This window comes from Peribacillus sp. NPDC097295, assembly GCF_044761665.1.
In the GTDB taxonomy this organism is placed as follows: domain Bacteria; phylum Bacillota; class Bacilli; order Bacillales; family DSM-1321; genus Peribacillus.
In genome coordinates, this window is sequence record NZ_JBIWCW010000004.1 from 315006 (window position 1) to 337299 (window position 22294).

24 protein-coding genes and 2 riboswitches are annotated in these 22294 nt (G+C 39.9%); of the genes, 6 read left to right on the forward strand and 18 right to left on the reverse strand.

All coding sequences use genetic code 11. The annotated features are described in order from the left end of the window. Window positions 1-12 precede the first annotated feature (12 nt). The 3 genes from ACIQXN_RS10165 to ACIQXN_RS10175 form a co-directional block, all read right to left on the reverse strand. On the reverse strand, window positions 13-567 hold the full coding sequence (locus ACIQXN_RS10165; protein ID WP_402965778.1) for a MarR family winged helix-turn-helix transcriptional regulator: 555 nt from the start codon (window positions 565-567) through the stop codon (window positions 13-15). A gap of 450 nt (window positions 568-1017) precedes the next feature. After that, window positions 1018-3588, reverse strand: a complete 2571-nt coding sequence (locus ACIQXN_RS10170) for a vitamin B12-dependent ribonucleotide reductase (protein WP_402965781.1) — start codon at window positions 3586-3588, stop codon at window positions 1018-1020. Window positions 3589-3976: 388 nt separating this feature from the next. Next, window positions 3977-4813 carry a lipoate--protein ligase family protein gene (locus ACIQXN_RS10175; RefSeq protein ID WP_402965784.1) on the reverse strand — a complete coding sequence of 279 codons (837 nt, stop codon included), beginning with the start codon at window positions 4811-4813 and terminating at the stop codon, window positions 3977-3979. A gap of 198 nt (window positions 4814-5011) precedes the next feature. Between ACIQXN_RS10175 and ACIQXN_RS10180 the strand changes: the two genes are divergently transcribed. Beyond that, window positions 5012-5395: a rhodanese-like domain-containing protein gene (locus ACIQXN_RS10180; RefSeq protein ID WP_402965787.1), complete on the forward strand. Its 384-nt coding sequence runs from the start codon at window positions 5012-5014 to the stop codon at window positions 5393-5395. A gap of 145 nt (window positions 5396-5540) precedes the next feature. On the opposite strand, the gene gcvPB is transcribed toward ACIQXN_RS10180, so the two are convergent. The 3 genes from gcvPB to gcvT are packed head-to-tail and all read right to left on the reverse strand — an operon-like array spanning window position 5541 to window position 9463. Beyond that, window positions 5541-6998: an aminomethyl-transferring glycine dehydrogenase subunit GcvPB gene (gene gcvPB, locus ACIQXN_RS10185; protein ID WP_402965789.1), complete on the reverse strand. Its 1458-nt coding sequence runs from the start codon at window positions 6996-6998 to the stop codon at window positions 5541-5543. After that, window positions 6995-8338, reverse strand: coding sequence for an aminomethyl-transferring glycine dehydrogenase subunit GcvPA (gene gcvPA, locus ACIQXN_RS10190; protein ID WP_402966100.1), 1344 nt, complete (start codon window positions 8336-8338; stop codon window positions 6995-6997). Before gcvPA ends, gcvPB begins: the two co-directional genes overlap by 4 nt. A gap of 18 nt (window positions 8339-8356) precedes the next feature. After that, entirely contained in the window at window positions 8357-9463 is a 1107-nt protein-coding gene (gene gcvT, locus ACIQXN_RS10195) for a glycine cleavage system aminomethyltransferase GcvT (protein ID WP_402965792.1), read from the reverse strand. A gap of 117 nt (window positions 9464-9580) precedes the next feature. Further along, window positions 9581-9665: riboswitch (glycine riboswitch) on the reverse strand. Window positions 9666-9668: 3 nt separating this feature from the next. Continuing rightward, window positions 9669-9764, reverse strand: a riboswitch (glycine riboswitch). Window positions 9765-10080: 316 nt separating this feature from the next. Here gcvT and ACIQXN_RS10200 point away from each other — a divergent pair. Together ACIQXN_RS10200 and ACIQXN_RS10205 are read left to right on the forward strand one after the other, a co-directional pair. Next, a complete protein-coding gene (locus ACIQXN_RS10200) occupies window positions 10081-11769 on the forward strand; it encodes a DEAD/DEAH box helicase (protein WP_402965795.1) in 1689 nt (562 codons plus the stop codon). Further along, window positions 11747-12544: a YqhG family protein gene (locus ACIQXN_RS10205; RefSeq protein WP_402965798.1), complete on the forward strand. Its 798-nt coding sequence runs from the start codon at window positions 11747-11749 to the stop codon at window positions 12542-12544. The genes ACIQXN_RS10200 and ACIQXN_RS10205 overlap by 23 nt, the downstream gene beginning before the upstream one ends. A 47-nt stretch (window positions 12545-12591) precedes the next feature. Here the strand turns inward: ACIQXN_RS10205 and ACIQXN_RS10210 are convergent, their stop codons facing one another. The 9 genes from ACIQXN_RS10210 to ACIQXN_RS10250 form a co-directional block, all read right to left on the reverse strand. After that, window positions 12592-12789: a YqzE family protein gene (locus tag ACIQXN_RS10210; protein WP_402965801.1), complete on the reverse strand. Its 198-nt coding sequence runs from the start codon at window positions 12787-12789 to the stop codon at window positions 12592-12594. A 67-nt stretch (window positions 12790-12856) separates the two neighbouring features. Next, the gene (gene comGG / locus ACIQXN_RS10215; RefSeq protein ID WP_402965804.1) at window positions 12857-13243 is read right to left on the reverse strand and encodes a competence type IV pilus minor pilin ComGG; all 387 of its coding nucleotides are present in this window, start codon (window positions 13241-13243) and stop codon (window positions 12857-12859) included. After that, window positions 13236-13715 (reverse strand): competence type IV pilus minor pilin ComGF, encoded by a 480-nt coding sequence (comGF, locus tag ACIQXN_RS10220; RefSeq protein ID WP_402965807.1) that lies wholly within the window; start codon window positions 13713-13715, stop codon window positions 13236-13238. Before comGF ends, comGG begins: the two co-directional genes overlap by 8 nt. Further along, a complete protein-coding gene (locus ACIQXN_RS10225) occupies window positions 13663-14001 on the reverse strand; it encodes a hypothetical protein (protein WP_402965810.1) in 339 nt (112 codons plus the stop codon). The genes comGF and ACIQXN_RS10225 overlap by 53 nt, the downstream gene beginning before the upstream one ends. Continuing rightward, entirely contained in the window at window positions 13988-14398 is a 411-nt protein-coding gene (gene comGD / locus ACIQXN_RS10230) for a competence type IV pilus minor pilin ComGD (RefSeq protein WP_402965813.1), read from the reverse strand. Before comGD ends, ACIQXN_RS10225 begins: the two co-directional genes overlap by 14 nt. A 40-nt stretch (window positions 14399-14438) precedes the next feature. Next, complete coding sequence (gene comGC, locus ACIQXN_RS10235; protein ID WP_402965816.1) at window positions 14439-14747, reverse strand: competence type IV pilus major pilin ComGC; 309 nt, start codon at window positions 14745-14747, stop codon at window positions 14439-14441. A gap of 79 nt (window positions 14748-14826) precedes the next feature. Then, window positions 14827-15885, reverse strand: a complete 1059-nt coding sequence (gene comGB, locus ACIQXN_RS10240; RefSeq protein WP_402965819.1) for a competence type IV pilus assembly protein ComGB — start codon at window positions 15883-15885, stop codon at window positions 14827-14829. Next, on the reverse strand, window positions 15845-16921 hold the full coding sequence (gene comGA / locus ACIQXN_RS10245) for a competence type IV pilus ATPase ComGA (protein WP_402965822.1): 1077 nt from the start codon (window positions 16919-16921) through the stop codon (window positions 15845-15847). The genes comGB and comGA overlap by 41 nt, the downstream gene beginning before the upstream one ends. Window positions 16922-17022: 101 nt before the next feature. Then, entirely contained in the window at window positions 17023-17403 is a 381-nt protein-coding gene (locus tag ACIQXN_RS10250; protein ID WP_402965825.1) for a Spx/MgsR family RNA polymerase-binding regulatory protein, read from the reverse strand. Between the two features lie 213 nt (window positions 17404-17616). On the opposite strand from ACIQXN_RS10250, the gene ACIQXN_RS10255 reads away from it, so the two are divergent. Together ACIQXN_RS10255 and ACIQXN_RS10260 are read left to right on the forward strand one after the other, a co-directional pair. Next, window positions 17617-18318 carry a helix-turn-helix transcriptional regulator gene (locus ACIQXN_RS10255; protein WP_402965828.1) on the forward strand — a complete coding sequence of 234 codons (702 nt, stop codon included), beginning with the start codon at window positions 17617-17619 and terminating at the stop codon, window positions 18316-18318. An 85-nt stretch (window positions 18319-18403) separates the two neighbouring features. Beyond that, window positions 18404-18646, forward strand: a complete 243-nt coding sequence (locus ACIQXN_RS10260) for a DUF2626 domain-containing protein (protein WP_402965831.1) — start codon at window positions 18404-18406, stop codon at window positions 18644-18646. Between the two features lie 52 nt (window positions 18647-18698). On the opposite strand, the gene ACIQXN_RS10265 is transcribed toward ACIQXN_RS10260, so the two are convergent. Together ACIQXN_RS10265 and ACIQXN_RS10270 are read right to left on the reverse strand one after the other, a co-directional pair. Continuing rightward, a complete protein-coding gene (locus tag ACIQXN_RS10265; RefSeq protein ID WP_402965834.1) occupies window positions 18699-19796 on the reverse strand; it encodes a class I SAM-dependent methyltransferase in 1098 nt (365 codons plus the stop codon). Window positions 19797-19910: 114 nt separating this feature from the next. After that, window positions 19911-20537 (reverse strand): MBL fold metallo-hydrolase, encoded by a 627-nt coding sequence (locus ACIQXN_RS10270; protein WP_402965837.1) that lies wholly within the window; start codon window positions 20535-20537, stop codon window positions 19911-19913. Between the two features lie 235 nt (window positions 20538-20772). Here ACIQXN_RS10270 and ACIQXN_RS10275 point away from each other — a divergent pair, with 235 nt between their 5' ends. After that, the gene (locus ACIQXN_RS10275) at window positions 20773-20946 is read left to right on the forward strand and encodes a DUF2759 domain-containing protein (protein WP_402965840.1); all 174 of its coding nucleotides are present in this window, start codon (window positions 20773-20775) and stop codon (window positions 20944-20946) included. Window positions 20947-20997: 51 nt separating this feature from the next. Here ACIQXN_RS10275 and ACIQXN_RS10280 read toward each other — a convergent pair whose 3' ends face one another. Further along, entirely contained in the window at window positions 20998-22161 is a 1164-nt protein-coding gene (locus tag ACIQXN_RS10280) for a YqgU-like beta propeller domain-containing protein (protein ID WP_402965843.1), read from the reverse strand. Between the last annotated feature and the right edge of the window lie 133 nt (window positions 22162-22294).

Genomic DNA, 22294 nt, shown 5'->3' on the forward strand with positions numbered 1-22294 from the left:
CTCAGACTTTATTTACCCGTTAATTGCTTGAATTCTTCGTCTTTCAAACTCCTTCATAATGCTCCATTGTAATTCATTGGTATCTTCATCCAATTTCAAGGTGCCCTCTTCTTCAAAACCGTCTTGTTCTTCACCGTCAAATCTATAAAGTTTCTTTAAAAGGTCCCACATTGTTTCTAATTCTTCAGTTGATAAGTTTTTAAAAAGTTCTTCCAAAAAGAAGATTCCCTTTTCTGCAACATTAAGCAACACCATTTTCCCTACTTTAGTAATTTTCACATTTACTGCACGTTTATCTTTCTTACTGGGAACCACATTAACAAATCCCTTATTTTCCATGATTGTAATTAACTGTTTCACACTCTGTTTCGTGGTTCCTAGTTTTCTAGCTATATTGTTCAATGTTGTATCATCTTCAGGTAAATGGGCAATTGCCACCATTGCCATATGTTGTCTAGATGTTAAAATCTCTAAGGATTTATCACCCTTTACCTGAATTTTATTTGCAAGAGAAAACAAAGTAGCGTAAGTTTGCTGCATTAAAAAAAGTTCTCTGTAAATATCCATATTAGCCTCCATTTTAGACATTATACTGTCTAAAATAAGCGTATCATATTCTACCTATAAGTCAATATACTGTCTAATTCACTTTATCTTGAACTAGATCGTATCCTTTAGCACTATAACAAAAAAGACTACCCTTCTTGGTAGCCTATTTTAAGAATTTTATTTTTTTCGAGCTTCACATTTATCCACTCTATAGCACAAGATTCCCTTAATTTTTCAACATCTTTTATATTCAATCATGGTTTATAATCTGGATCTATCACAGATCCATGACCTTCTTTAATCCATTTGTCGGTTTTAGATGTTCTAGTTCTTTTAGACATGAAAAAAATACCCCTTTAGATAAATTATCTAAAGAGGTATTTCTTCGCAACTTTTTTATACATATCGTGATTTTTTTAAAAATATCGCGACTTTATTTCAAAGCTACATTTTATAGATCATTACCGTTTAAAGCCCGCATTTCAACTGCGCACCGCAGTTAGTACACGTATTACATCCGCCCATCTCTTGAACTTCACCTTTACGGCAAACTGGACACGTGTTACCTACTTCTGATCCAATCGTAACATTAGTCGAACGCAATTCATTGATCGTATCGACCAAAACGACTTTTTTCTTTTCTACCACATCTGTTAAGCCAACCATTTCAAGTTGCTGTTCCATTTGATTCTCTTCTGCTTTCAGCGTCAGTACCTGGCTGTCACGGCTGCCATCTACATAAACCGTACCGCCTTTTGCACCGCCCTTGTATAAACGTTCGTATACTTTTTGGACTTGCTCAACAGTATATCCTTTTGGCGCGTTAACCGTTTTACTGATCGAGCTATCAATCCAACGTTGAATGATGCACTGAACATCTGCATGGGCTTCCGGAGCCAGTTCCATTGCCGAAATGAACCACTTAGGAAGATTCTCCGGGTCCGCCTCGGGATGACGATCCAAGTATTCCTGAACAATGTCTGCTTTGACTTCAATGAATTTCCCTAAACGTCCACTACGGAAATACGTGAAGGAGAAATAAGGTTCAAGACCAGTTGAAACGCCAACCATCGTTCCTGTGCTTCCAGTTGGAGCAACGGTCAATAAGTGCGAGTTGCGTATGCCGTGTTCCGCGATACCTTTACGGATATCTTCAGGCATCTTTTTCATAAATCCAGTATTTGTGAAACGTGTTCTAAGCTCAGTCGTCTCTTTGTCCGTTGAACCCGTTAGGAATGGGAAACTGCCTTTTTCTTTTGCAAGTTCCACTGACGCATTGTAGGCTGACGTCGCAATCGTTTCAAACACCTTGTCCACCAGGATCTTTCCTTCTTCTGATCCATACTCGGTTTCACAGTAGATTAGCAAATCATGGAGACCCATGACACCTAGTCCAACCCGTCTCTCTCCGAGTGCCTGTTTTTTGTTTTCCTCTAAGAAGTAAGGAGTTGCATCAATGACGTTATCCTGCATCCGCACGCCGACTTCAACCGTCCTTTTAAGTTTTTCGAAGTTAACGGTTTTATTGTCTTTATCGGCCATTTTAGCTAGGTTGACCGCAGCCAGATTACAAACCGAGAATGGAGCGAGCGGCTGTTCGCCACACGGGTTCGTGGCTACCACTTGCTGTCCGTAAGCTTTTGCATTCGTCATCTCATTGGCGTTATCAATGAAGAATATCCCAGGCTCCGCAGAATAAGTCGCACATATATTAATTAGGTTCCAAAGCTCTTTAGCACGGATTTTACGGTAGACACGGACTTTATGGCCCATTTTCTCCCATTCGCGCACATCCCCCACATTATGCCATTCTTCATTATAGATCGCCATTTCTTCCGCGTCATAGCTTTCGACATCCGGGAAACGCAATTCATATTCACCGTCTTTTTCTACAGCTTCCATGAATTCTTTCGTTAAACAGATTGAAATATTGGCACCTGTCAAGAAGTCCGGATTATGGACACTATATGTTCCGCCTATACGAACTTTCTCCTCAGCTTCCCTAATGATTTTCTCATTGAATCCACCTAGGCCTGGAATCTCCTTATAATTGATGATTCCTTGATACATAGCCATTTCCTGTTCCGTATGCGGTATGAATTTCAATTTATCCGATGCATATTTTTTTATGGTTTCATCTTTTGTGTTCTCCATTAGGTAACGAAGAATCCTTGGATTTTGCATTTTAGAAATTATGAACTCAGCAATATCAGGGTGCCAATCAGTAAGCATGATCATTTGGGCACCACGTCGACTACCACCCTGTTCAACCAAATGAGTCAATTTCGCTATATCATCAAGCCATGAAACAGATCCTGAAGACTTCCCATTAACCCCTTTCGCCAGGGTATTCCTTGGGCGCAGTGTCGAACCATTCGTACCAACTCCGCCTCCACGGCTCATGATTTCCATGACTTGCTTCCTATGTTCAGAAATCCCTTCGCGTGAATCTGGAACGAACGGCATAACATAGCAATTAAAATACGTAACATCCGTGTTGGAACCAGCACCATATAAAACACGGCCGGCCGGCACAAAATTAAGGTCCTTCAGTTCTTCATAAAATTTATGGAACCATTCCGTTCTCTTTTCTTCAGTCGTTTCCACTGAAGCCAATCCCGTTGCATTACGCTTGGCAATTTGTTCGTAATATATTTCAAGCGGCTTTTCGATGATATCAAGCGGCCGATTAATAATTCCCGTTTCTACTTCTTCCGGATTATCTAGCACTCCGCGGAACTCATCGTCCACTAAAACCTTCGCCTTTTTCGACTCCCAATCAATTTCAACGATATAGCCAAGTCCACGTGCAGGGAATTTTGGATCCTCTTTAATTGTCAATACTACAAAATCGCCAGCAGAGAGTGTGATTTTTTCAGTATCCTTAAAAGAATAGCGGTCAAGCATAACTAGACGGGACACGCCTTTATGCATCATTTTCATATCAGCCGTTACAGGATGAACTTGGGGAAATAAAGATATATCTTTATTCAACCTTTCTAAATCAACCTTTAAAGCTTCTTTAATTACAACCGACATAATTCCCTCTCCTTTACATGTTTCAAGATCCGTTCTTGTTGCAAAAATCAATATGTAGTCTACATGTCCGTTTCGCTTAACAAGTTACATTAAATTTATCATAGCGAAACTCAAAATTCAACATGTAGTATTTAAGTAAATATTTAAACCACTATATATTGTGTTCACTTTGATTATTATTTGATTTTGTCAAACGATAAATCAATTAACTGAGTTAGCAAAAGGGAGGAAAATGTAGATTTAGAATATATTTTCGACAGATTTCAATGAATTTCAACCTTGCTTTTTGAACACCTCTTTCAAAGCCCCGACGTTAAAGGAAAAGCAAACTTGTTCACACAAATCTGAAAACACTTATTTATTATCGATTACCATTCTCCTGCTTTTTCTACCTCATAAAATTCCAGTCATCGCTTTCGTATTTATTTTTGGCAATGTCCTTCACTTCCCGTAATTGCTCTCCATTCAGTTCAAATGGTTCCAATTCAATCGACAGGCCTTCAGCAAATCCTTTTTCAAAGGCTTGTTTTGCTTCGAGGATTGATATTTTTCTACCGGCAAGGTCATTGATTGCCACTGCTTTGTTCTTTAGATTATTCTTCATTTTTTCTTTTACCCGCTCATCGGAGAACTTGAATACACTAAATAACTTATCCTCATCAAGTTCAAGTAAGATGGCTCCATGTTGAAGGATAACACCTTTTTGCCTCGTTTGTGCACTGCCAGCAACTTTTTTTCCCTCAACGACTAGTTCATACCAGCTTGGAGCATCGAAACAGACTGAGGACTTTGGTGATTTCAACACCGCTTTTTCCTGTTCGGTTTCGGGCACAGAAAAATAAGCAGCCAATCCAAGATTTCTAAACCCCCTTAATATTCCTTCAGAAATAACTCGATATGCTTCTGTAACTGTATTCGGCATTCCCGGATAGGACTCTGGGACGATTACACTATAGGTTAATTCATGTTCATGCAAAACAGCCCGTCCTCCTGTGGGTCTGCGGACGAAACCTAACCCTTGCCTTTTAACTTCCGTTAGATCGATTTCAGCTTCTGCCTTTTGAAAATACCCAATTGACAATGTAGCTGGTTTCCACCCGTAAAATCGGATAATGGGTGGAATCTCTCCATTACTCTGCCAGTTTAGGAGCGCTTCATCCATTGCCATATTATAAGCAGCCGAACAATCACCTGAATCAATGAATCCCCATTTTTCTTTTGACACACTTACCCCTCTTTTCCCGTAGGCTCAATAGACCCTCTAATAAAAACTCACAAGTAGTAGTTTACCAGAGTTTTGTACGCTGAAAAAGAAAGGAAGAAAAGCCTGAAATATTTATGAAAATTTTTTTTGATTATTGGTGAAACCAATTATATAATAGACATTGTCTGTATTCGTTTAGGTAGAAGGGAGTTTTTATGTTTGGAGATTTTATATACACTAATCATCATCATAGTAGCCATCGTTGCATATTCACTTTTTAATTGGTTCCGTCAACGTAAAATCGTTAAAACCTTAACACAGGAAGAATTTATTGCTAACTACAGAAAAGTGCAATTAATCGACGTTCGGGAACCCAATGATTTTGATAATGGTCATATCTTAGGCGCAAGAAATATCCCTATGACACAAATGAAGACCCGCTTGGTCGAAATTAGAAAGGACAAGCCAGTATACTTGTACGCTCAAAGTGAGATCATTAGCGGAAGAGCTGCAGCCATGCTATACAAAAAAGGCTATAGAGAGCTTTTCCATCTAAAAGGCGGTTTCAAAATGTGGACTGGTAAGATCAAGGCGAAGAAATAAGTGCATTTTGTGAACGTATCATATCTGTTCGGTATGGGAATGAGAAGCATGGTGATCAATTAAGCGTCTTATTCCACGCGATACATATGAATGTCCAAACGAAAAAGTCCCCGCCAAATGGCAGGGATTTTTTTTATAGGGATCGTCACCCTTGATAACGAAGAATCGGTTTCCTGGCAGCCAATGTTTCATCCAGGCGTTTAATAACCGTTGTATGAGGCGCCTCCTGAACGATTTCAGGGGTTTCTTCAGCTTCCTTGGCTATTTGTATCATTGCATCAATAAAAGCGTCCAACGTTTCCTTAGACTCCGTTTCAGTCGGTTCGATCATCATTCCCTCTTCCACATTCAACGGAAAGTAAATGGTTGGTGGGTGATACCCAAAATCCAGTAACCGTTTGGCGATATCCAATGTGCGAACACCCAACAGCTTTTGCCTGCGTCCACTCAGTACAAATTCATGCTTACAATGACGGTCATACGGCAAATCGAAATAAGGCTCCAACCTCCGCATCATATAATTTGCATTGATGACTGCATTCTCCGTAACGGCCTTAAGGCCATCCGGTCCCATTGACCTTATATACGTATAAGCCCTCACATTGATGCCGAAGTTTCCATAAAAGGGTTTGACCCTTCCAATGGATTGCGGGCGGTCATAATCAAGAACATATTGATCGCCCTCTTGAACCACAAGCGGTTTAGGCAAATAGGGAATCAGATCCGCCTTTACCCCTACCGGACCGGATCCCGGTCCTCCGCCTCCATGAGGGCCAGTGAATGTTTTATGGAGATTTAAATGAACTACGTCAAATCCCATATCTCCTGGTCTGACTTTGGATAGAACGGCATTCAGGTTAGCTCCATCATAATATAATTTTCCACCAGCCTCATGAACAAGCTGTGCCATTTCAAGAATATTCTCTTCGAATAAGCCTAACGTATTCGGATTTGTCAACATTAACGCTGCCGTATCCGGTCCCAAGACTCGCTTCAAGTCTTCAAGGTCCACGAGCCCGAATTCATTGGATTTCACGGTTATTGTTTCCAGCCCGGCAACCGTGGCCGATGCCGGATTCGTTCCATGAGCCGAGTCGGGAACGATGACTTTCGTCCGATTAAAATCCCCATTCGCTTCATGGAAAGCCCTTATCATCATTAGACCCGTCCATTCACCATGGGCACCCGCAGCGGGTTGTAAAGTCACTTGGTCCATTCCGGTAATTTCAATTAAATGTTCCTGCAGATCGAATAATAACCCAAGAGCACCTTGAACGGTCGATGGATCTTGGTAGGGATGGATATGGGAAAAACCATTAAACCGTGCTACATTTTCATTAATTTTCGGATTATACTTCATCGTGCAGGAACCGAGCGGATAGAACCCAGAGTCCACACCATGATTCCGCTTTGATAGAGCGGTATAATGACGCATGATATCCAGCTCTGAAACTTCCGGGAGCTCAGCTTCTTCTTCACGTATATAATCGGCCGGAATGATTTCCTCAAGTGGAACGCTCGCTACATCCATTTCCGGAAGGCTATATCCGATTCGACCGGATGTACTGATTTCAAAAATGAGTGATTGGTCTTGGTTATTCATAGTTGATCCCCCAGTTCCTGCGCAAATTCATCGATTTCTTCTTTTGTTCTAAGTTCTGTAACCGCCACTAACATATGATTTAGCAACTCTGGATAAGCCGATCCTAAATCAAAGCCGCCAATCATTCCTTTTTCAAAGAGGTTTTTATTGACATCTTTGAAAGGAAGGGAAAGCTTAATGACAAATTCATTAAAGGAGGGTCCTTCAAATACAACTTCTATTCCTTGTTCCTGTAGCGCTTTTTTTGCATAATGGGCTTTTTGAATATTTTGTACGGCCATTTCTTTGACGCCCTTTTTCCCTAGTGCCGTCATCGCTACAGAGGCTGCTAATGCATTCAATGCCTGATTGGAACATATATTGGATGTCGCCTTGTCACGACGTATATGTTGCTCACGTGCTTGAAGCGTCAGTACAAATCCCCGTTTTCCATCTTCATCCACCGTCTGTCCGACTAGACGGCCCGGGACTTTACGAAGCAATTTCTTCGTGACCGCAAAATATCCGCAATGAGGCCCACCAAAAGCGGCCGGAATGCCGAATGGCTGGGCATCACCTGTCACGATATCAGCACCGAGTTTGCCTGGTGGGGTCAAAGCACCAAGTGCAAGTGGATTGCTGGACACGATGAACATGGACTTTACATTATGTATGAGCTCTTCCATCTCCTTCAACGGTTCGATGCGGCCGAAGAAGTTCGGGTACTGTATAATCACTCCTGCAATATCATCCATAGCCAGATCCTTTAAAGCAGCCAAGTCCGTGACACCATTTGTATGAGGGATCTCGATGACCTCAACACGTTGACCTTTGGCATATGTTTTCACTACTTCTCTTGATTCTGGATGTACCGTCGCTGATATGAGAATTTTTTTCCGGCGTGTTTGACCGGCGGCAAGCATGGCTGCTTCAGCTAATGCTGTTCCGCCGTCATACATCGAGGAGTTGGCAACATCCATTCCCGTCAATTCACTGATCATCGTTTGATATTCAAAAATGGCCTGAAGCTCCCCTTGAGAAATTTCCGGCTGATAAGGGGTATAGGCCGTATAAAATTCCGAACGGGATAGGACGTGATCGACAATGACAGGTGAATAATGGTCATACACACCCGCCCCAAGGAAGGATGCATAGTTTTTAAGATCCGCATTTCGGGATGCTAGTTTCGATAATTCTTTCATTAAAGCTGGTTCCGATTTGGCTGGTTTTATGTCATATTCACCTTGAAAGCGAACATTTTCCGGTATATCACTGAAAAGGTCATCTACAGCATTGACTCCTATAACTTCCAACATCTCCTGTTTATCCTGCTCTGTCATCGGTAAGTAACGATGTTTCATCTTATGGACCATTCCCTTCTACTTTCCTCTTTTTTTATAAAAAGGCGTTTGGATAATAATAGCTTTCACTCTTTTTGAACGTATTTCGACTTCGACTTCGGTGCCAAGATCTGAATGATTCTTATCGATAAGCACCAATCCTACATTTTTTTTCAATGTTGGCGACTGAGTCCCTGTCGTCACTTCCCCAATGACTTTGTCCCCGCTGTATACTTTATAGCCATGCCGTGGTATGCCACGTTCGATCATCTCGAGTCCGACAAGCTTACGTGTTGCCCCTTTATCCTTTTGTTCAAGAAGCACAGATTTCCCAAAAAAGTCTGATTCCTTCTCCGTTTTAACAGCAAAGCCAATACCGGCTTCAATAGGAGTGATATCCGGTGAAAGTTCCTGCCCATATAACGGTAGTTTTGCTTCAAACCGGAGGGTATCACGGGCCCCCAATCCAATCGGTTGTATTCCTTCTTCTTTACCAGCTTCCAAAATTGCTCTCCAAAGGGCAGGACCATCTTCACTCCGGCAGTATATCTCGAACCCATCTTCACCCGTATATCCTGTACGTGAAACCATCGTGGATATATTATGAATATGGACGTCTTCTTTAAATTTAAAAAAGCCAATCGTGCTCAAATCAGTTTGGTCGGTAATCTTCTGCAATACTTTCTCCGCTTGAGGACCTTGCAGAGCGAGTTGCGCATAATCGTTTGAAACATCATGAATCTTGACACCATCCATACCATTAGCCTGAAGCCAATTAAAGTCTTTTTCGATATTGGCTGCATTGACCACGAGCAGATAGTCGTCTTCCGCTTTTTGATAGACGATAAGATCGTCAACCGTCCCTCCATTTTCATAACACATGGCCGTGTATAATGCTCCCCCCTGTTTCAGCTTGGATACATCATTTGTCAGCATCTTTTGTAAAAAGACAAGGCTCTCAGTACCTTTCACCTCAATCTCTCCCATATGCGATACATCGAATAAGCCCGCTTTTGTGCGTACAGCCTCGTGTTCATCTTTAATGCCCGAAAACTGCACAGGAAGCTCCCAACCACCAAAATCTATCGTTTTCCCACCGTTTTCACTATAAACCTCGAATAATGGCGTTCTTTTCAAAGTGCTCAAAAAATGACCTCCCTCTATTTTTTTGTTGTTTCCCTTTATCACTAAATGTTTTCCTTAGAATCCATTAATCATGGAAAAGGACACAAAAAAGGACAGAGAAAGCCAAATTGGCTTTTTCTCTGTCCTGAAACCTGAAAGTTTACCTATATAATAGGTTTTCCCCTTTGGTGGCCATCATTAAGTAGTTTGGCGCTCTCCAGAGTCGCGTCCGATAAGAGTTCATTTGCCTGAGAGATTCACTGCTAAGCTTGCTCCTTCGGCGCTACATCTATAGATATGTAGTCTCTCCCCTTACCATCACCCGCTTATTATTGTAAATGATTGAAAGAATTAGCGATTCCCACACTGACCGTTTTCAACTATCTAGAAAGTAATGCAATATCTGTGCTTTGTTAATCTTGGGATAAAGCATGTGCAGAATGCTAATACTATGCATACTAAGATTTATAAACTCATTCTTATATTTCAATACTATTGCAATTTTCTAAATATATTTACATCCTACCTTAAGATACTTTTCTCTGCAATAACTTTCGTAGAGAAAAATTCATTACTTTATAAAAAACATCGATCCAACTACAAATAAGAAAATTACGTGTAAGAAGGAGTAAGTACCAATGAAAATTAATATATCCTTCAGTTCTGATTGGAATGATGAATTGCTTCAAAAGATGGAAAATGACGGACCCTGGGGAAATTGGGATCTTTACAAATTGGCGGTCCAAATGGAAGAGAACCTGATCATTCCTGATTTCGAAGGTCTACAAGCCCCCAAACATCTTCCACAACTCACGCCGCTTCCCCATCAATTAGAAGCTGCGCGACAGGTGGTTGAAGATATGAACGGCAAAGCCATTTTGGCTGATGAAGTCGGTCTCGGTAAGACGATTGAAGCAGGATTGATTTTAAAAGAATATATGATTCGCGGTCTTGTCAAGAAAGTTTTGATCCTTGTGCCCGCATCACTTGTCACCCAATGGGCTTTCGAATTGAATACCAAATTTCATATTCCCGCGGTCGTGCAAAGGAAAAGTTATGTGTGGGAATCATGTGATATCGTTATTTCGTCCATCGATACAGCTAAACGAGCCCCCCATCGGGATATCATTTCCAATCTAGAATATGACTTTATCATTATTGATGAAGCTCATAAACTTAAAAATAATAAAACGAAGAATTATGAATTCGTTCAGAACCTGAAAAAGAAATTTTGTTTATTACTGACTGCAACACCGATTCAAAATAAAGTCGAAGAAATCTTTAACCTCGTTTCTTTATTAAAACCTGGACACTTAGGGAATGCCACACTCTTTTCTGAGAAATATAAAGGGAAAGGTCGGAACATTCTAGAAGATGAGCATTTAAAGGATCTTGTCAATACGGTCATGATAAGGAATCGCCGTGCCGATACAGGGATAGAATGGACAAAACGGAATGTCGAAACGATCATCATTGAATTTTCACCGACAGAGCAAGCCTTGTACGATGCCGTAACTAAGTTTAAACCGATGTCAGAAGGTACGAAGGGAAGCGCCTTTTCGTCACTCACCCTCCAAAGGGAAGCATGCAGTAGCAGAGAAGCAGTTTATTATACATTGAAAAACATGAAGGAAAAATATAAAGAACCGACCGCTGACTTTGAAGCAAAGTTAGATGGACTTTTTGAGAAAGTGAATCTAACCGAACAAAATTCAAAGGCAGAGAAAGCTTTGGAACTTATAAAAAAAATTGATGACAAGGTAATCATTTTCACCGAATACCGGGCTACCCAACTTTATCTTCAATGGTATTTACAGAAACACGGCATTTCTTCCGTACCCTTCCGCGGTGGATTTAAGCGTGGGAAAAAAGATTGGATGAAGGAACTCTTTCAAAAGAAAACCCAAGTATTAATTGCCACCGAGGCTGGTGGGGAAGGAATCAACTTGCAATTCTGCCACCATTTGATCAATTTCGATCTACCTTGGAATCCAATGAGGTTAGAACAAAGGATTGGACGGATTCATCGGCTAGGCCAAGAGGAAGACGTCATGATCTATAACTTTGCAACGAAGAATACTGTGGAAGAACATATATTGAAATTGCTGTATGAGAAAATCCATTTGTTTGAAAAGGTGATCGGAGAATTGGATGACATCTTAACAAAATTGGATATTAACAATATCGAGGAATATTTAATTGATGTTGTCGGGGAATCCAAAACGGAAGGCGAAATGAAAATAAAAATGGATAATTTAACTTCCATGATTCAGTTCGCACAAGATATGAAGGATGGTGAAATTCATGCAGCAACAGGAAATTCATGATTTTTTATTAACTTACTTTCAAGCCAATGACTGTGTTGTGCTTGAAGACACCTCAGCCTATCTCACAGTTCAGTTAACGGTTGAAATGGATAAGGAACTGATGAACAGACCTTTTTATTGGCACTATCTCGAAAAAACCGGCGGGATACCAAATCCTGGCCAACTCACTTTCATCACGCACCCCGAACTGGCACCACCTGATATGAAAGGGGAAAGAATTCACTTTGGGTCGCCACGGCTTCATCAAATTATCCAATCAACCAAAAGACTGGCAGGTTTCATTAGGCTTTTTGAGGATAGACCTCCCTTAAAGACCGGGCAAAGTCCATTGTTCCCGTGGCTAACCCAAAATGTAAAGATATCTTATCAATGTGACAGAAAAAAGGATACCTTCATGTCTATAGGGCTTAATTTAATTTCAGGGGAGATCATGGAAGGATTTCACGAACGTTTATTGCCGGTCAAAGTCACTCCTAAAATACCGGATTACTCATTTACGCTTTCGCCTTTGATCATGCCAAAAAGCGGTTTGTCCAGGCTCGATACATATATTCGTAAAAGCTTTGAGAATGATGACCATACCTGGGCAGAAGAGGCCATGGTACGTTGGCAGACCGACCTTGATTTATTGGAACATTTCTACAAGGATATGGAGGAGAAAAGTGAAAGTTATTTTACTGAAAAACAGGCATTGCAGGCCCAATATGAACCAAACATTCAGATTTCCATCATCAATGGCGGTTTGTTTTATTTATCCGACCGAACTTTAGCATAACCTTCTCCTAAGCAAATCAAAAAGAAAGCAGATGTCCGAACGGAAGCTCAAGACATCTGCTTTCTCTTTTTGATTTTTTTAATAAACATGGATAATGCAAAAGGAACAATGCCAAACCAGTGTGAGACAGTAGGCTCTTTATCCTCTTTCCGGTGACGGCGCTTTTCTTTTCTTTCCCTCTTCGATAAATTGAAATACTGTACAATTTGCTGTGTAATATATTTGATATAAGCATTTGTCGACATATACAATCACCCATGACTAAGTATGTCCGATATATGCCTCTTTTATTCCAACCAAGCAGAAGAACGGTTAGTCCTTGAGTTTTTCTATCCATTCTATTACTCTACCTATTTTTTTATCATATAGAATGATGATTCGGCCTGTCCGATTATTCTTAGACAAAGATGAAAACTCGATATAGGCATATCGCACATCTTGTTTCGTTAATTTATAATGCACGTCACCATTTGGATACGAAATGTCCCCCTGAATGCTTTTAGGTATCTCACCGTCCCATTCGGCTGTCACCTCATTAACGGCTAGATGCACTAAGTGATCGGAAATTAATGTTTCTTCAACTTCTTTATAAAATTTTTTATCAATGACAAATTGATCAATCATCAAGATCGTGAACATAATAAATACACTAGCTATAATCATAACCATCGGGAATACGACTCCTTTTTGATTATCCATCAGCCGCCATCTCATTCTTGAGGAAAGGATGAAATTTCCGAAAAAAGGTCTTACCTGATTTATCTGTTATATGGATTTCAATGACATTGTCAACCTTTTCCACCTCCACATTTGATATGTTCTGCAGAATGACCTCATGACCCCCGCCATTAACACGCCTCCTAAGCTTGTCATTATATTGTTCAATCAAAGATAAATCTTCACCTGACAGTAAATATAATTTATTTCCCACCACATCCTGACTTTTAGAGCTTCTGACTTCCTGTTGCATTTGCAATGTGAATATCTCCCACTCTTTAGGGTGAATTTTGTTTTTCGTACCTATCTGTATTTGAATGATTGTGAAAAGCTGGAGGACAAAGAGTGAAATAGTCATCAAGATCATTAAGGAAAAAAGCATTTCAATCATTGTAAACCCTTCATTTTTTCGCAACATCACAAATCGATTCATATTCTTCCGCTGCGTTTTCATATCGAACACATCCTTCAACCATATCAGAACCCCCCTTTTGGGCATTCCAGCTCAATTCATACAATCTTTCCTGGTACGTAATATCCTCTTCAACAGCCCGTATTTCCCCATCCATGTATGCCGACAACTTCTCATACAGCAAATAGTGGGCGTCTGCCCTTAAGACTACATTTTTTCGATTGGACAACGACTCTTCAAGGATAGGTAGGATCGACACCACTAAGAATACACAGAGAGAAACGGAAGCTATCATTTCTAAATAGACGTATCCTTTACTGTTTCTCAATCCTGAACCTCCCCTTACCGATATTGACTACTAGCTTGTATTTCCCATTTGTCGTATCAATCGTCATCGTACCGGATTTAGAAACATTACCATACTGATTAAAATAAAACGCAGCTCCCAATGTCCCCTTCAAAAACTGTATGTCTTTAGGAATTGACCTCTCTAGTATCCCTTCTTCCTTATATGAATAAATGGTGTAAACACCCCTCTCGTCATCCACATAAAAATAGATCAAACTTTCGTGGCTTATAGCATACTGTTGAGCATAAAAGATGTCTTCATTCAACTGATTAAGGAACATTTTATTTTCCATCCCTTTAAAGAAGCTTGGGTATAAGTTAAGACCTAAAGCACTTAATAGAAGAAATACCACTAAGACAATCAAGGTTTCCGACATGGTGTACCCTCCAGATGAAGGGTTACCCTTCCCAAGGTTGCTACTCAACGACAGTAACCTTTCCTTTGTTGTCTATACTGATGCTGTCCCCATTCGGACAGGACTTTTGTTTAAGGTATCCTTGCGTTTCCAATTCACTAATACCCGAAGGCAACTTAGAATTGTCTATTTCATAAGCCTGGACTTGAGCTTGAACCATCTTTACAAACGCTTCACACCCCTTGGAATGAATGGTTGATTGGTGTTTGGTGATATTTGGTATGGTGATGATCAATAGAATCGAAATAACGAGCAATACGATAAGCATCTCAATTAATGTAAAGCCTTTCTCATTTAAATATTTCTTCATATCAATCTGCTAAACAAGAAAATAACAGGAATCACACAATTATTTCCGGAGCAGATTCACCTCCTAATTTTTCTAGTATCTATATTCCATCGAGAAGCGAAAACATCGGCAGTAAGACCGCCAAATATATAGAAATAATCAATAGCCCAATTAATGAAAATAGTAGCGGTTGTATGATTTTCATGACTGTATTCATTCTTTCTTCAATCTTTTCCAGTAAGAAACGGCTGTAATGAAGTAACTCTGAATCTAACCGGCCGTACTTCTGTCCATTTGCTGCGATAATCGATAAGTTTTCATCAAAGTACGGAAGTTCCTGGAAGATTGACTCAAGGGATCTTCCCTCCATTAAATCATCTTTAATGATGGAACAAAGTTTTTGATAGAATGGTTGCTGCTGGTTTATGGAGAATAATTTAATGCTCTGGTTAATGGATAGTCCCCCAGCGAGCAAGCCGCTGAACTGACTTGCAAAAAAGTATGTTTCGTACAGTTTAAAAAAGGGACCTGCCAGAGGAATTTTCATTAATAGTCGTCTTTGTCTTAATGGACATAGTTTGTCGAACCAAAATTGTTTGAATATATAACAGAAAAGAAGCAATGCAAGAAGGATAAAGGGGATGGTTGGGAGGATGCCAGAAGAAGCAGCCAACAAATTCAGAATCAGATTCTGTTTGACATTCATCGTGAGAAAGATCGTTTGAAACTTGGGAAGAAGGACACTTTGAAGAACGTAAAATACGATGCTCACAAAGAAGAACAAGAAAATAGGATAGACCATCAGCTTTTTCACTTTTTCTGTATCTTCCGTTCGCTTCTTCCAATAATGTCCTCCTTCCTTTAACGCCCGATCAAGGTCGCCGTATTGTTCACCATAAAATATAAAACTTACAAGTTCTGGATGAAATCTAAGGTTCGTTAACACTTGATGCAACGGGTGCCCACTTCTTAAATCCAAAATAGCCTGTTTGAAATCCCCGGACTTTTTCTTTGATTCCTGGAACTCCAGGAAGTGGATCGCTTCGGCCAAGGGATAACCATGGGCTAATAATTCACCCATCTTCGTAATAAAGACAGCTTGTTCTTTTAGCGTCCATTTACTTTTTGGTCTCCTGGTAAACCAGCCTTTCAAATTCATTTTGATTCACATAGCCCATCGCTACCGCTTTCCCTATTTCATCTTTTAACTGACGGTAAGTGGCCTTCCCCTTTCCTTTTTCCTCTTTCGTCACCTGCAGAACTTCAGCCAGACTCTTTCCATTAAGCAATTCATACACACTTGCCCTTTTATTTCGGTATGTCATTGAGCAGTCAGGCTTACATTCACCTTCACAATGCGGGCATTTCAGCTCCACCAATCTTTGGGCCGTGACGCCAATCAAGCTCTGTTCGATTTCTAGCCAACTTACACCGAATTCAAGTAGTCTCGAAATGGCTCCTTGGGCATCCCTTGTATGCATAGTAGTGAGTATCAAATGGCCGGTTAAGGCAGCCCGGACTGCAATCTTGGCCGTCTCGGAGTCTCTTATTTCCCCAACCATGATAATATCCGGGTCATGCCTCAGTGCCGCCTTTAAACCGACTGAATACGTAATGCCCGCCTTTTCATTTATTTGAACTTGCAAAACTTTTTCGGATTCGTTTTCAATCGGATCCTCAAGCGTGATGACATTTCGGTTGATCATCTCCTGTGCATGATGAAGGAGGGAATACAATGTCGTCGTTTTTCCACTCCCGGTTGGCCCCGTGAAAATGATCATCCCATGGGAATGTTTCAAAAGGGCTATTAGTTTTTGAGCGGTGTTGGGAAATAGGGATAACTGTTGTAAGGGTAGGATATTTTGCTGGGGAATCAATCGGATAACCATACTCTCGGAATGTGTAGTCGGCAAGGTGGAAAGTCGAAGTCCAACCACTTTATTGGCCAGGTTGACCGTGATGGCTCCGCTTTGGGGCCTTCTTTTCTCGCCAATATCCATGGCGGCAAGAAATTTCAGATGGGAAATGAGCCTTTCTGTTTCAAAAAAAGAGAGATTTTCTTGGGGGACAAGCTTGTTATCAATTCTAAATTGAATGAGTGGGCCTTCCCTGCGGGGTAAAACGTGGATATCCGATGCCGAAAGTTTAATGGCATTGGTAAGGATTTTTTCTGCTGTTTTTTCAATCGATATCAATCATTCATCACCTCCATATTTTCTTGTAGTAGTTTTTCGACGTTATAAGACAAATTCCTTCCTAATAAAAAAAAAATCTCGAAATAAATTCGAGAATAGACTTATATGCTCATTTCCAAATCTATACTATGAGAAACTAAATTTCGTAAAGCATCTTCATTATGACCGATCACCAGCTTTTCACCATCTATGAGAATGGGACGTCTTAATAATTTGGGCTCGTTCGTCAATAAATGAAGAACATCGGAAAGCACCATCTCATCAATGTTAACATCTAAATTTTTATATGCTTCACTTCTTGTTGCCAAGACTTCATCCATACCTTCTGTCGTTAATTCAAGGATGCGCTTTAATTCTTCCTCGTTCGGGGTATCTTTGAATAAATGACGTTCATCGAAGCTCACGTGATTGGCTTTCAACCATTTTTTTGTTTTACGGCAAGAAGTACAGCTTGGATACGAGAAGAAAGTTAATCGTTCCATCCTTAATCACTCTCCGTTCACATATTATATTTTCTACTTTTAATAATGCCATTGTATAATATTTGTACAATGTTTGTATATACATTTGCTCTATATATCTGATTGAAATGTGAACTTTTTCTTAATTAAGGTAAATTTGTAGTTTCTTTCATTCCAATTTTTCTTGTGTGTATTATAATATAATTAGTTAAACTTGGAACTTAGGAGGACACAATGGAACAAACGTTAAGAATTACCAACGTACTAGCAGATCCAACCCGATATTATATCTATCAATATATCGTGAATAATCATCATGGGGTCTCCGTACAGCAAATCGCAGACTCCTTTGAAATCCATCCAAATGTGGCCCGCCTTCATTTATCTAAACTTGAAGATGTAGATATGCTGACGTCAGAGGCACGAAAAACGGGAAAAGGCGGCCGTCCTAGCCGAATTTACCACTTATCAGATAAAGTTATTCAACTTCATTTTCCTTTCAGGGACTATCAGCTCCTTTCAAAGATCGCCATTCAGACAATGATGACACTTGGGGAAGCAGGAAAACAGGCACTTTATGAGACTGGTAAATCGTTTGGAGTAGAGTTGATAAATCAACAGCTGAGAATCAAATCTACCTCCATCGACAGTCTGACCTTTGATGAAAAAGTCAGCATGCTTAAAAATGCCGCAACGATTGCAGGGTTCTCTCCTGAAATAATGGCAGATGAGGATGATAATAAAATATTCTTTAGAATTTATAACTGCCCCTTTAAAGAAGTTACCTCAGCTGATCCCGATACAATCTGTACCATGCACAATTTCTTCTTAAAAGGTATGTTTGAATCGTTATTTGATAATGTTGAACTTGTGGAAATGGATAATATGATGGCTAACTGCGTAACATGTTCTTATAATGCCTCTATCCTCGCCTAGAAACAAAAGGCATACTTTACATTACCTTACAATTTCATTTATAATTATTTAGTATGAACACGACTAGACATAAGGAGGTATTCAGATGGAACGCATGTTTAGAGTTTGTGGCTTTTGGACAGGGATTATGGCAATTTTCTTTTATCTTGGAGATATGTACCAAACGTCTTTACTTTTCTTTGCACAAACCGGATTTTTTGTACTATTGAGTTACCTGAAGTTGTCTGAACGCATGTATATTTACGTTTTTGGTGCCTATCTTACCGTTTTCTTTGCAGGATTTTCCTACTGGAGCGTATTTATGATGACTCCAGGTGCTTCACATTAAGAGCAAAATACATAAACCCATGGACGATTAGTCCATGGGTTTTTAATAGGTCTCATTCACGAAATAGGGTTACTTTTTCATCTAAATTTTTCGTTTGCAACAAAACTCTGAAATATTGGCTATGCCCCCCTGGCATGATTAAGCTTCGAATCGCCCGGTTACGCTTTGCAGTTTGAGAAAACGGGTCGGTCTCTTCATGATTCTTCAGTTCTTCTAGAATTCCCCCTTTCAGTAAAAATTCGTTTTGTTCTAAGAATCCCCTCAATGTTAAATTATTTTTTTTCCCAAGTTTGATAAGGGTGTCAAAATGTATATGTGTCGTCAGGTCCATCTCGCCGGGGCGTTCCAGTACTTCATTTACCAATGTATGCTGAAAGAAACCTCTTAAGCTACCAAGCCGATGAGCGGGCTCTTTCCATTCTGCTTCCGTATATCCATAATCAATTGTAAGGAGAAGCCCGGATTGGAGGTGGTGAGTCATCCTCTCATATTCACTAACCATCTTAAGCGGTATCTCATAACGTTGATGTTCATTCAGTATGATATTCTGTTCTTCCAAATAGGAAAGGATATGAGGATTTTCAAGTGGGGCCTTAATTTCCATTAATTTCTCTTCTTTTATTGTGACGAATATTTCAATAAGTTCACCCTTTTCCTTTTCAATGACATGCACGGGCAATGCATCAAAAAGTTCATTAGAAAATAAGATTCCATTTATGAAGGGACACTCTGCGAGATCAGCGGCTAAAACAACCTGTTTACACGGACTCATTAGCATTTGCTGTAACTTGTTATGATAGGGGCTGCTGTCCACAAGGATATAAGTGAACTCCTCCCATAACAGGGGTTCTTCTTCTTTTATATAACCAAGAATGTCATGCGCAAGCTTTCCATTTCCAGCACCCACTTCAACAACATTAGGAGGAAGCCCTCTTTCCTTTATTAAGAAAACAAACCACCTGGCCAGTGTCCTCCCAAAGGAATCCCCAACATTACCTGACGTATAAAAGTCTCCATTCACACCGATTTTCTCTTTTTCCCGCATATAATAGCCTAAAGTGGGAGAGTAGAGAACAGATTCCATATAATCATGATAGGAAATTCTTTTCTGCAGACTTTTTTCAATCATTTCATGCAACACCTTCTCCATATTCCCATCTCCATTCACCTACTACATTCAGTATAAATTTCTATGTTTCAATATTCAATCAATTCGGAGGGTGCCAAATAAAACAGGTGCCCGAATCGGCACCTGCAGCTTCACTTATTTCAAAAAGGGATTCGTATCCTTTTCATCTAAAATTGTGGTGATGGGGCCATGCCCCGGGAAGACAATCGTATCATCAGATAGTGGCAACAATTTCGTTTCAATACTTTTTAAAAGCACGGATTCACTGCCCCCTATTAAGTCGGTTCTGCCAACACTTCCCTGGAATAAGACATCTCCAGAAAAGAGAAGCCGTTCATCATTGGCATAATAGGAAACGCTACCTGGCGAGTGCCCAGGTGTTTCCAGTATTTCAAATGTAAATTCTCCAATAGTAAGCACCTGTTCATGTGCAAGGATATGATCAGCTGGCTTCATGCGCATAGGATTTTCAGGAAACCAGTTCTGCGAACCATTTAAGGCAGGATCAAGCAACCACTTGGCTTCCCTTTCATGAATGTATGCAGGAACCTCATAATGATCGCGGATGGCATCGAGTGCCCCGATATGGTCAAAGTGGGCATGCGTCAATAAAATGGCTAGTGGTTTGAATTTTTTTGTCTGTATGTACTGAATGATCTTCTGTGGCTCTTCGCCGGGATCAATAATCAAGCAATTTTGACCTTTGGAAACGATATAACAATTGGTTTGTAACGGTCCTAAAGGTATTTGAGTCCATTTCATCATCAACAACTCCAATTTGTTTTATTACCCTTATCTTACACCAATTTGGCCCTCCATTGTTAAATCAGTTTACTCGCGACATAGAAGTGTCATCTTTTAACCCTCGACAAATAATTGAAAAAATATTAAAATATTAACAAATGCAATCTTTTCTACATATTTTTGGTAATCACTTTAATCTCTGGGTATATTATTAGGGATTGGGTTTTTGAATTAGGGAAAAGGGGGTTTTGATATGGTATTAATGGTCATTTTCGGACTTGTGGCAATAATGGGTGTAGCAGCTGTCGTTACCACAATTAAAAAAAGAAACTTCTTAGGATTCATATTCGCAGCAGGCAGTGCAGCCGTATTTGGCTGGTTCACTGTTATGACTATCATCAACAGCGGTTTTCCAGTTGCCCATTAAAAGAAAAAGCTCGCCAAGTGGCGAGCTTTTGATTTACTTCATTCATTTTACTTAAAATATTTTTTTTATTTGATGGGTTTTCATATCAATGATTTTTTCAAATTGATTCCCATATAAGCATAGACTGCCATCAAGCGAACAGCTTAATGGTTCGTTTTCCATGTCCTTCATCAATTCTTCTTGTGCACCCGTTTCCCAATTCATTTTAGTTAAAGTAAACTTATTTTCATATTGGTCAGCATCCTTTGATTCTACAGGAACGAACGTTACTAGTTCTTTATCTTTTTCAAGTAGATCATAGGCTGGTATCACCCAATCTGAAAAGCTTTTCAACAGTGGCACGGAAAAAGATTGGATCGATTTGTTTGTATCATCATAGAATGCGTATGTACCTCGATCATGTTTTTCTGTCTCCACTTGAATAGTCATAAGCGTAGTTTTCACTTTTTTGAAATGAATGACGTCCAGCATTAAATTTTCCTCTGCCTTATCATTCAACGCTTTTCTTTCTAAAGGAGCCGTCAAAGCAGGTTCATTCCTATTCCAATCAAGAAACATCAGTCCATTCTCACTATCCCATTGAGCAAAAGGTTGAGGAAAATCAAGTGATTGAACCGTTTGTTCTTCTGCATTTATCACATAACTGCTGTATGTCCAGTCTTCGTAAAAACTGGTAACAAACAACATCCCCTCTTGGTATGCATTCCAATCAAAGGCCAATTCATAGGCAGGTATCACTAGAGAATATTGCGGATTACCTGTTCGGTCCAAGATTGTGATGGAAGCCTTACCTGATGATGTGAAGGAAGAAATCATCACATGCTTACCAGATGGACTGATTGATACTTCCGTAAAATCGGAAGCAGGTTGATAAAAAATGGTCGAAGCATTTGTTTCCAAATTCCATTCCATCAATTGTCGGGAATCGGTGCCATCTTTCTTTTCAGCATATAAAATGGTGTTGGAATCAAGCCAACCATAAATGGCTTCAATCTTATCCTTTTCTGAAGCAGGAATTTCCAATGTGCTTAATGAAGTTTTCTGGTTGGATTGGGAATGTTCTTTTTCCGTATCAGCCATGGGTTTACTAAGGTCATTGGAAGGCTCACAAGCCGAGATCAGAAGGGTAGTGGAGATACACAATAAAACGATACTTACTATCTTAAAGATAGGCAGCATTTGAGTGAGGGCTACATTAAACACTTTAATCTCCACACACCTCCCCTTGAAACTAAACGCCTGGCATATGTGTGAGCAAGACATTAGAAAAGAGTAAGAGATTTACAGAATGAACCTCTTATGTCTTTCATTATAAAGGAAAAAACAAAAAATGTGGCGATTAATCGCC

Excerpts from the sequence above, each read along its gene's own strand:
- ACIQXN_RS10165 (WP_402965778.1), bottom strand. The coding sequence starts at position 567 with ATGGATATTTACAGAGAACTTTTTTTAATGCAGCAAACTTACGCTACT.
- ACIQXN_RS10170 (WP_402965781.1), bottom strand. The coding sequence starts at position 3,588 with ATGTCGGTTGTAATTAAAGAAGCTTTAAAGGTTGATTTAGAAAGGTTG.
- gcvPB (WP_402965789.1), bottom strand. The coding sequence starts at position 6,998 with ATGAATAACCAAGACCAATCACTCATTTTTGAAATCAGTACATCCGGT.
- gcvPA (WP_402966100.1), bottom strand. The coding sequence starts at position 8,338 with ATGAAACATCGTTACTTACCGATGACAGAGCAGGATAAACAGGAGATG.
- ACIQXN_RS10200 (WP_402965795.1), top strand. The coding sequence starts at position 10,081 with ATGAAAATTAATATATCCTTCAGTTCTGATTGGAATGATGAATTGCTT.
- ACIQXN_RS10205 (WP_402965798.1), top strand. The coding sequence starts at position 11,747 with ATGCAGCAACAGGAAATTCATGATTTTTTATTAACTTACTTTCAAGCC.
- ACIQXN_RS10210 (WP_402965801.1), bottom strand. The coding sequence starts at position 12,789 with ATGTCGACAAATGCTTATATCAAATATATTACACAGCAAATTGTACAG.
- comGG (WP_402965804.1), bottom strand. The coding sequence starts at position 13,243 with ATGGATAATCAAAAAGGAGTCGTATTCCCGATGGTTATGATTATAGCT.
- comGF (WP_402965807.1), bottom strand. The coding sequence starts at position 13,715 with ATGAAAACGCAGCGGAAGAATATGAATCGATTTGTGATGTTGCGAAAA.
- comGD (WP_402965813.1), bottom strand. The coding sequence starts at position 14,398 with ATGTCGGAAACCTTGATTGTCTTAGTGGTATTTCTTCTATTAAGTGCT.
- comGC (WP_402965816.1), bottom strand. The coding sequence starts at position 14,747 with ATGAAGAAATATTTAAATGAGAAAGGCTTTACATTAATTGAGATGCTT.
- comGB (WP_402965819.1), bottom strand. The coding sequence starts at position 15,885 with ATGAATTTGAAAGGCTGGTTTACCAGGAGACCAAAAAGTAAATGGACG.
- ACIQXN_RS10250 (WP_402965825.1), bottom strand. The coding sequence starts at position 17,403 with ATGGAACGATTAACTTTCTTCTCGTATCCAAGCTGTACTTCTTGCCGT.
- ACIQXN_RS10255 (WP_402965828.1), top strand. The coding sequence starts at position 17,617 with ATGGAACAAACGTTAAGAATTACCAACGTACTAGCAGATCCAACCCGA.
- ACIQXN_RS10260 (WP_402965831.1), top strand. The coding sequence starts at position 18,404 with ATGGAACGCATGTTTAGAGTTTGTGGCTTTTGGACAGGGATTATGGCA.
- ACIQXN_RS10265 (WP_402965834.1), bottom strand. The coding sequence starts at position 19,796 with ATGGAGAAGGTGTTGCATGAAATGATTGAAAAAAGTCTGCAGAAAAGA.
- ACIQXN_RS10270 (WP_402965837.1), bottom strand. The coding sequence starts at position 20,537 with ATGAAATGGACTCAAATACCTTTAGGACCGTTACAAACCAATTGTTAT.
- ACIQXN_RS10275 (WP_402965840.1), top strand. The coding sequence starts at position 20,773 with ATGGTATTAATGGTCATTTTCGGACTTGTGGCAATAATGGGTGTAGCA.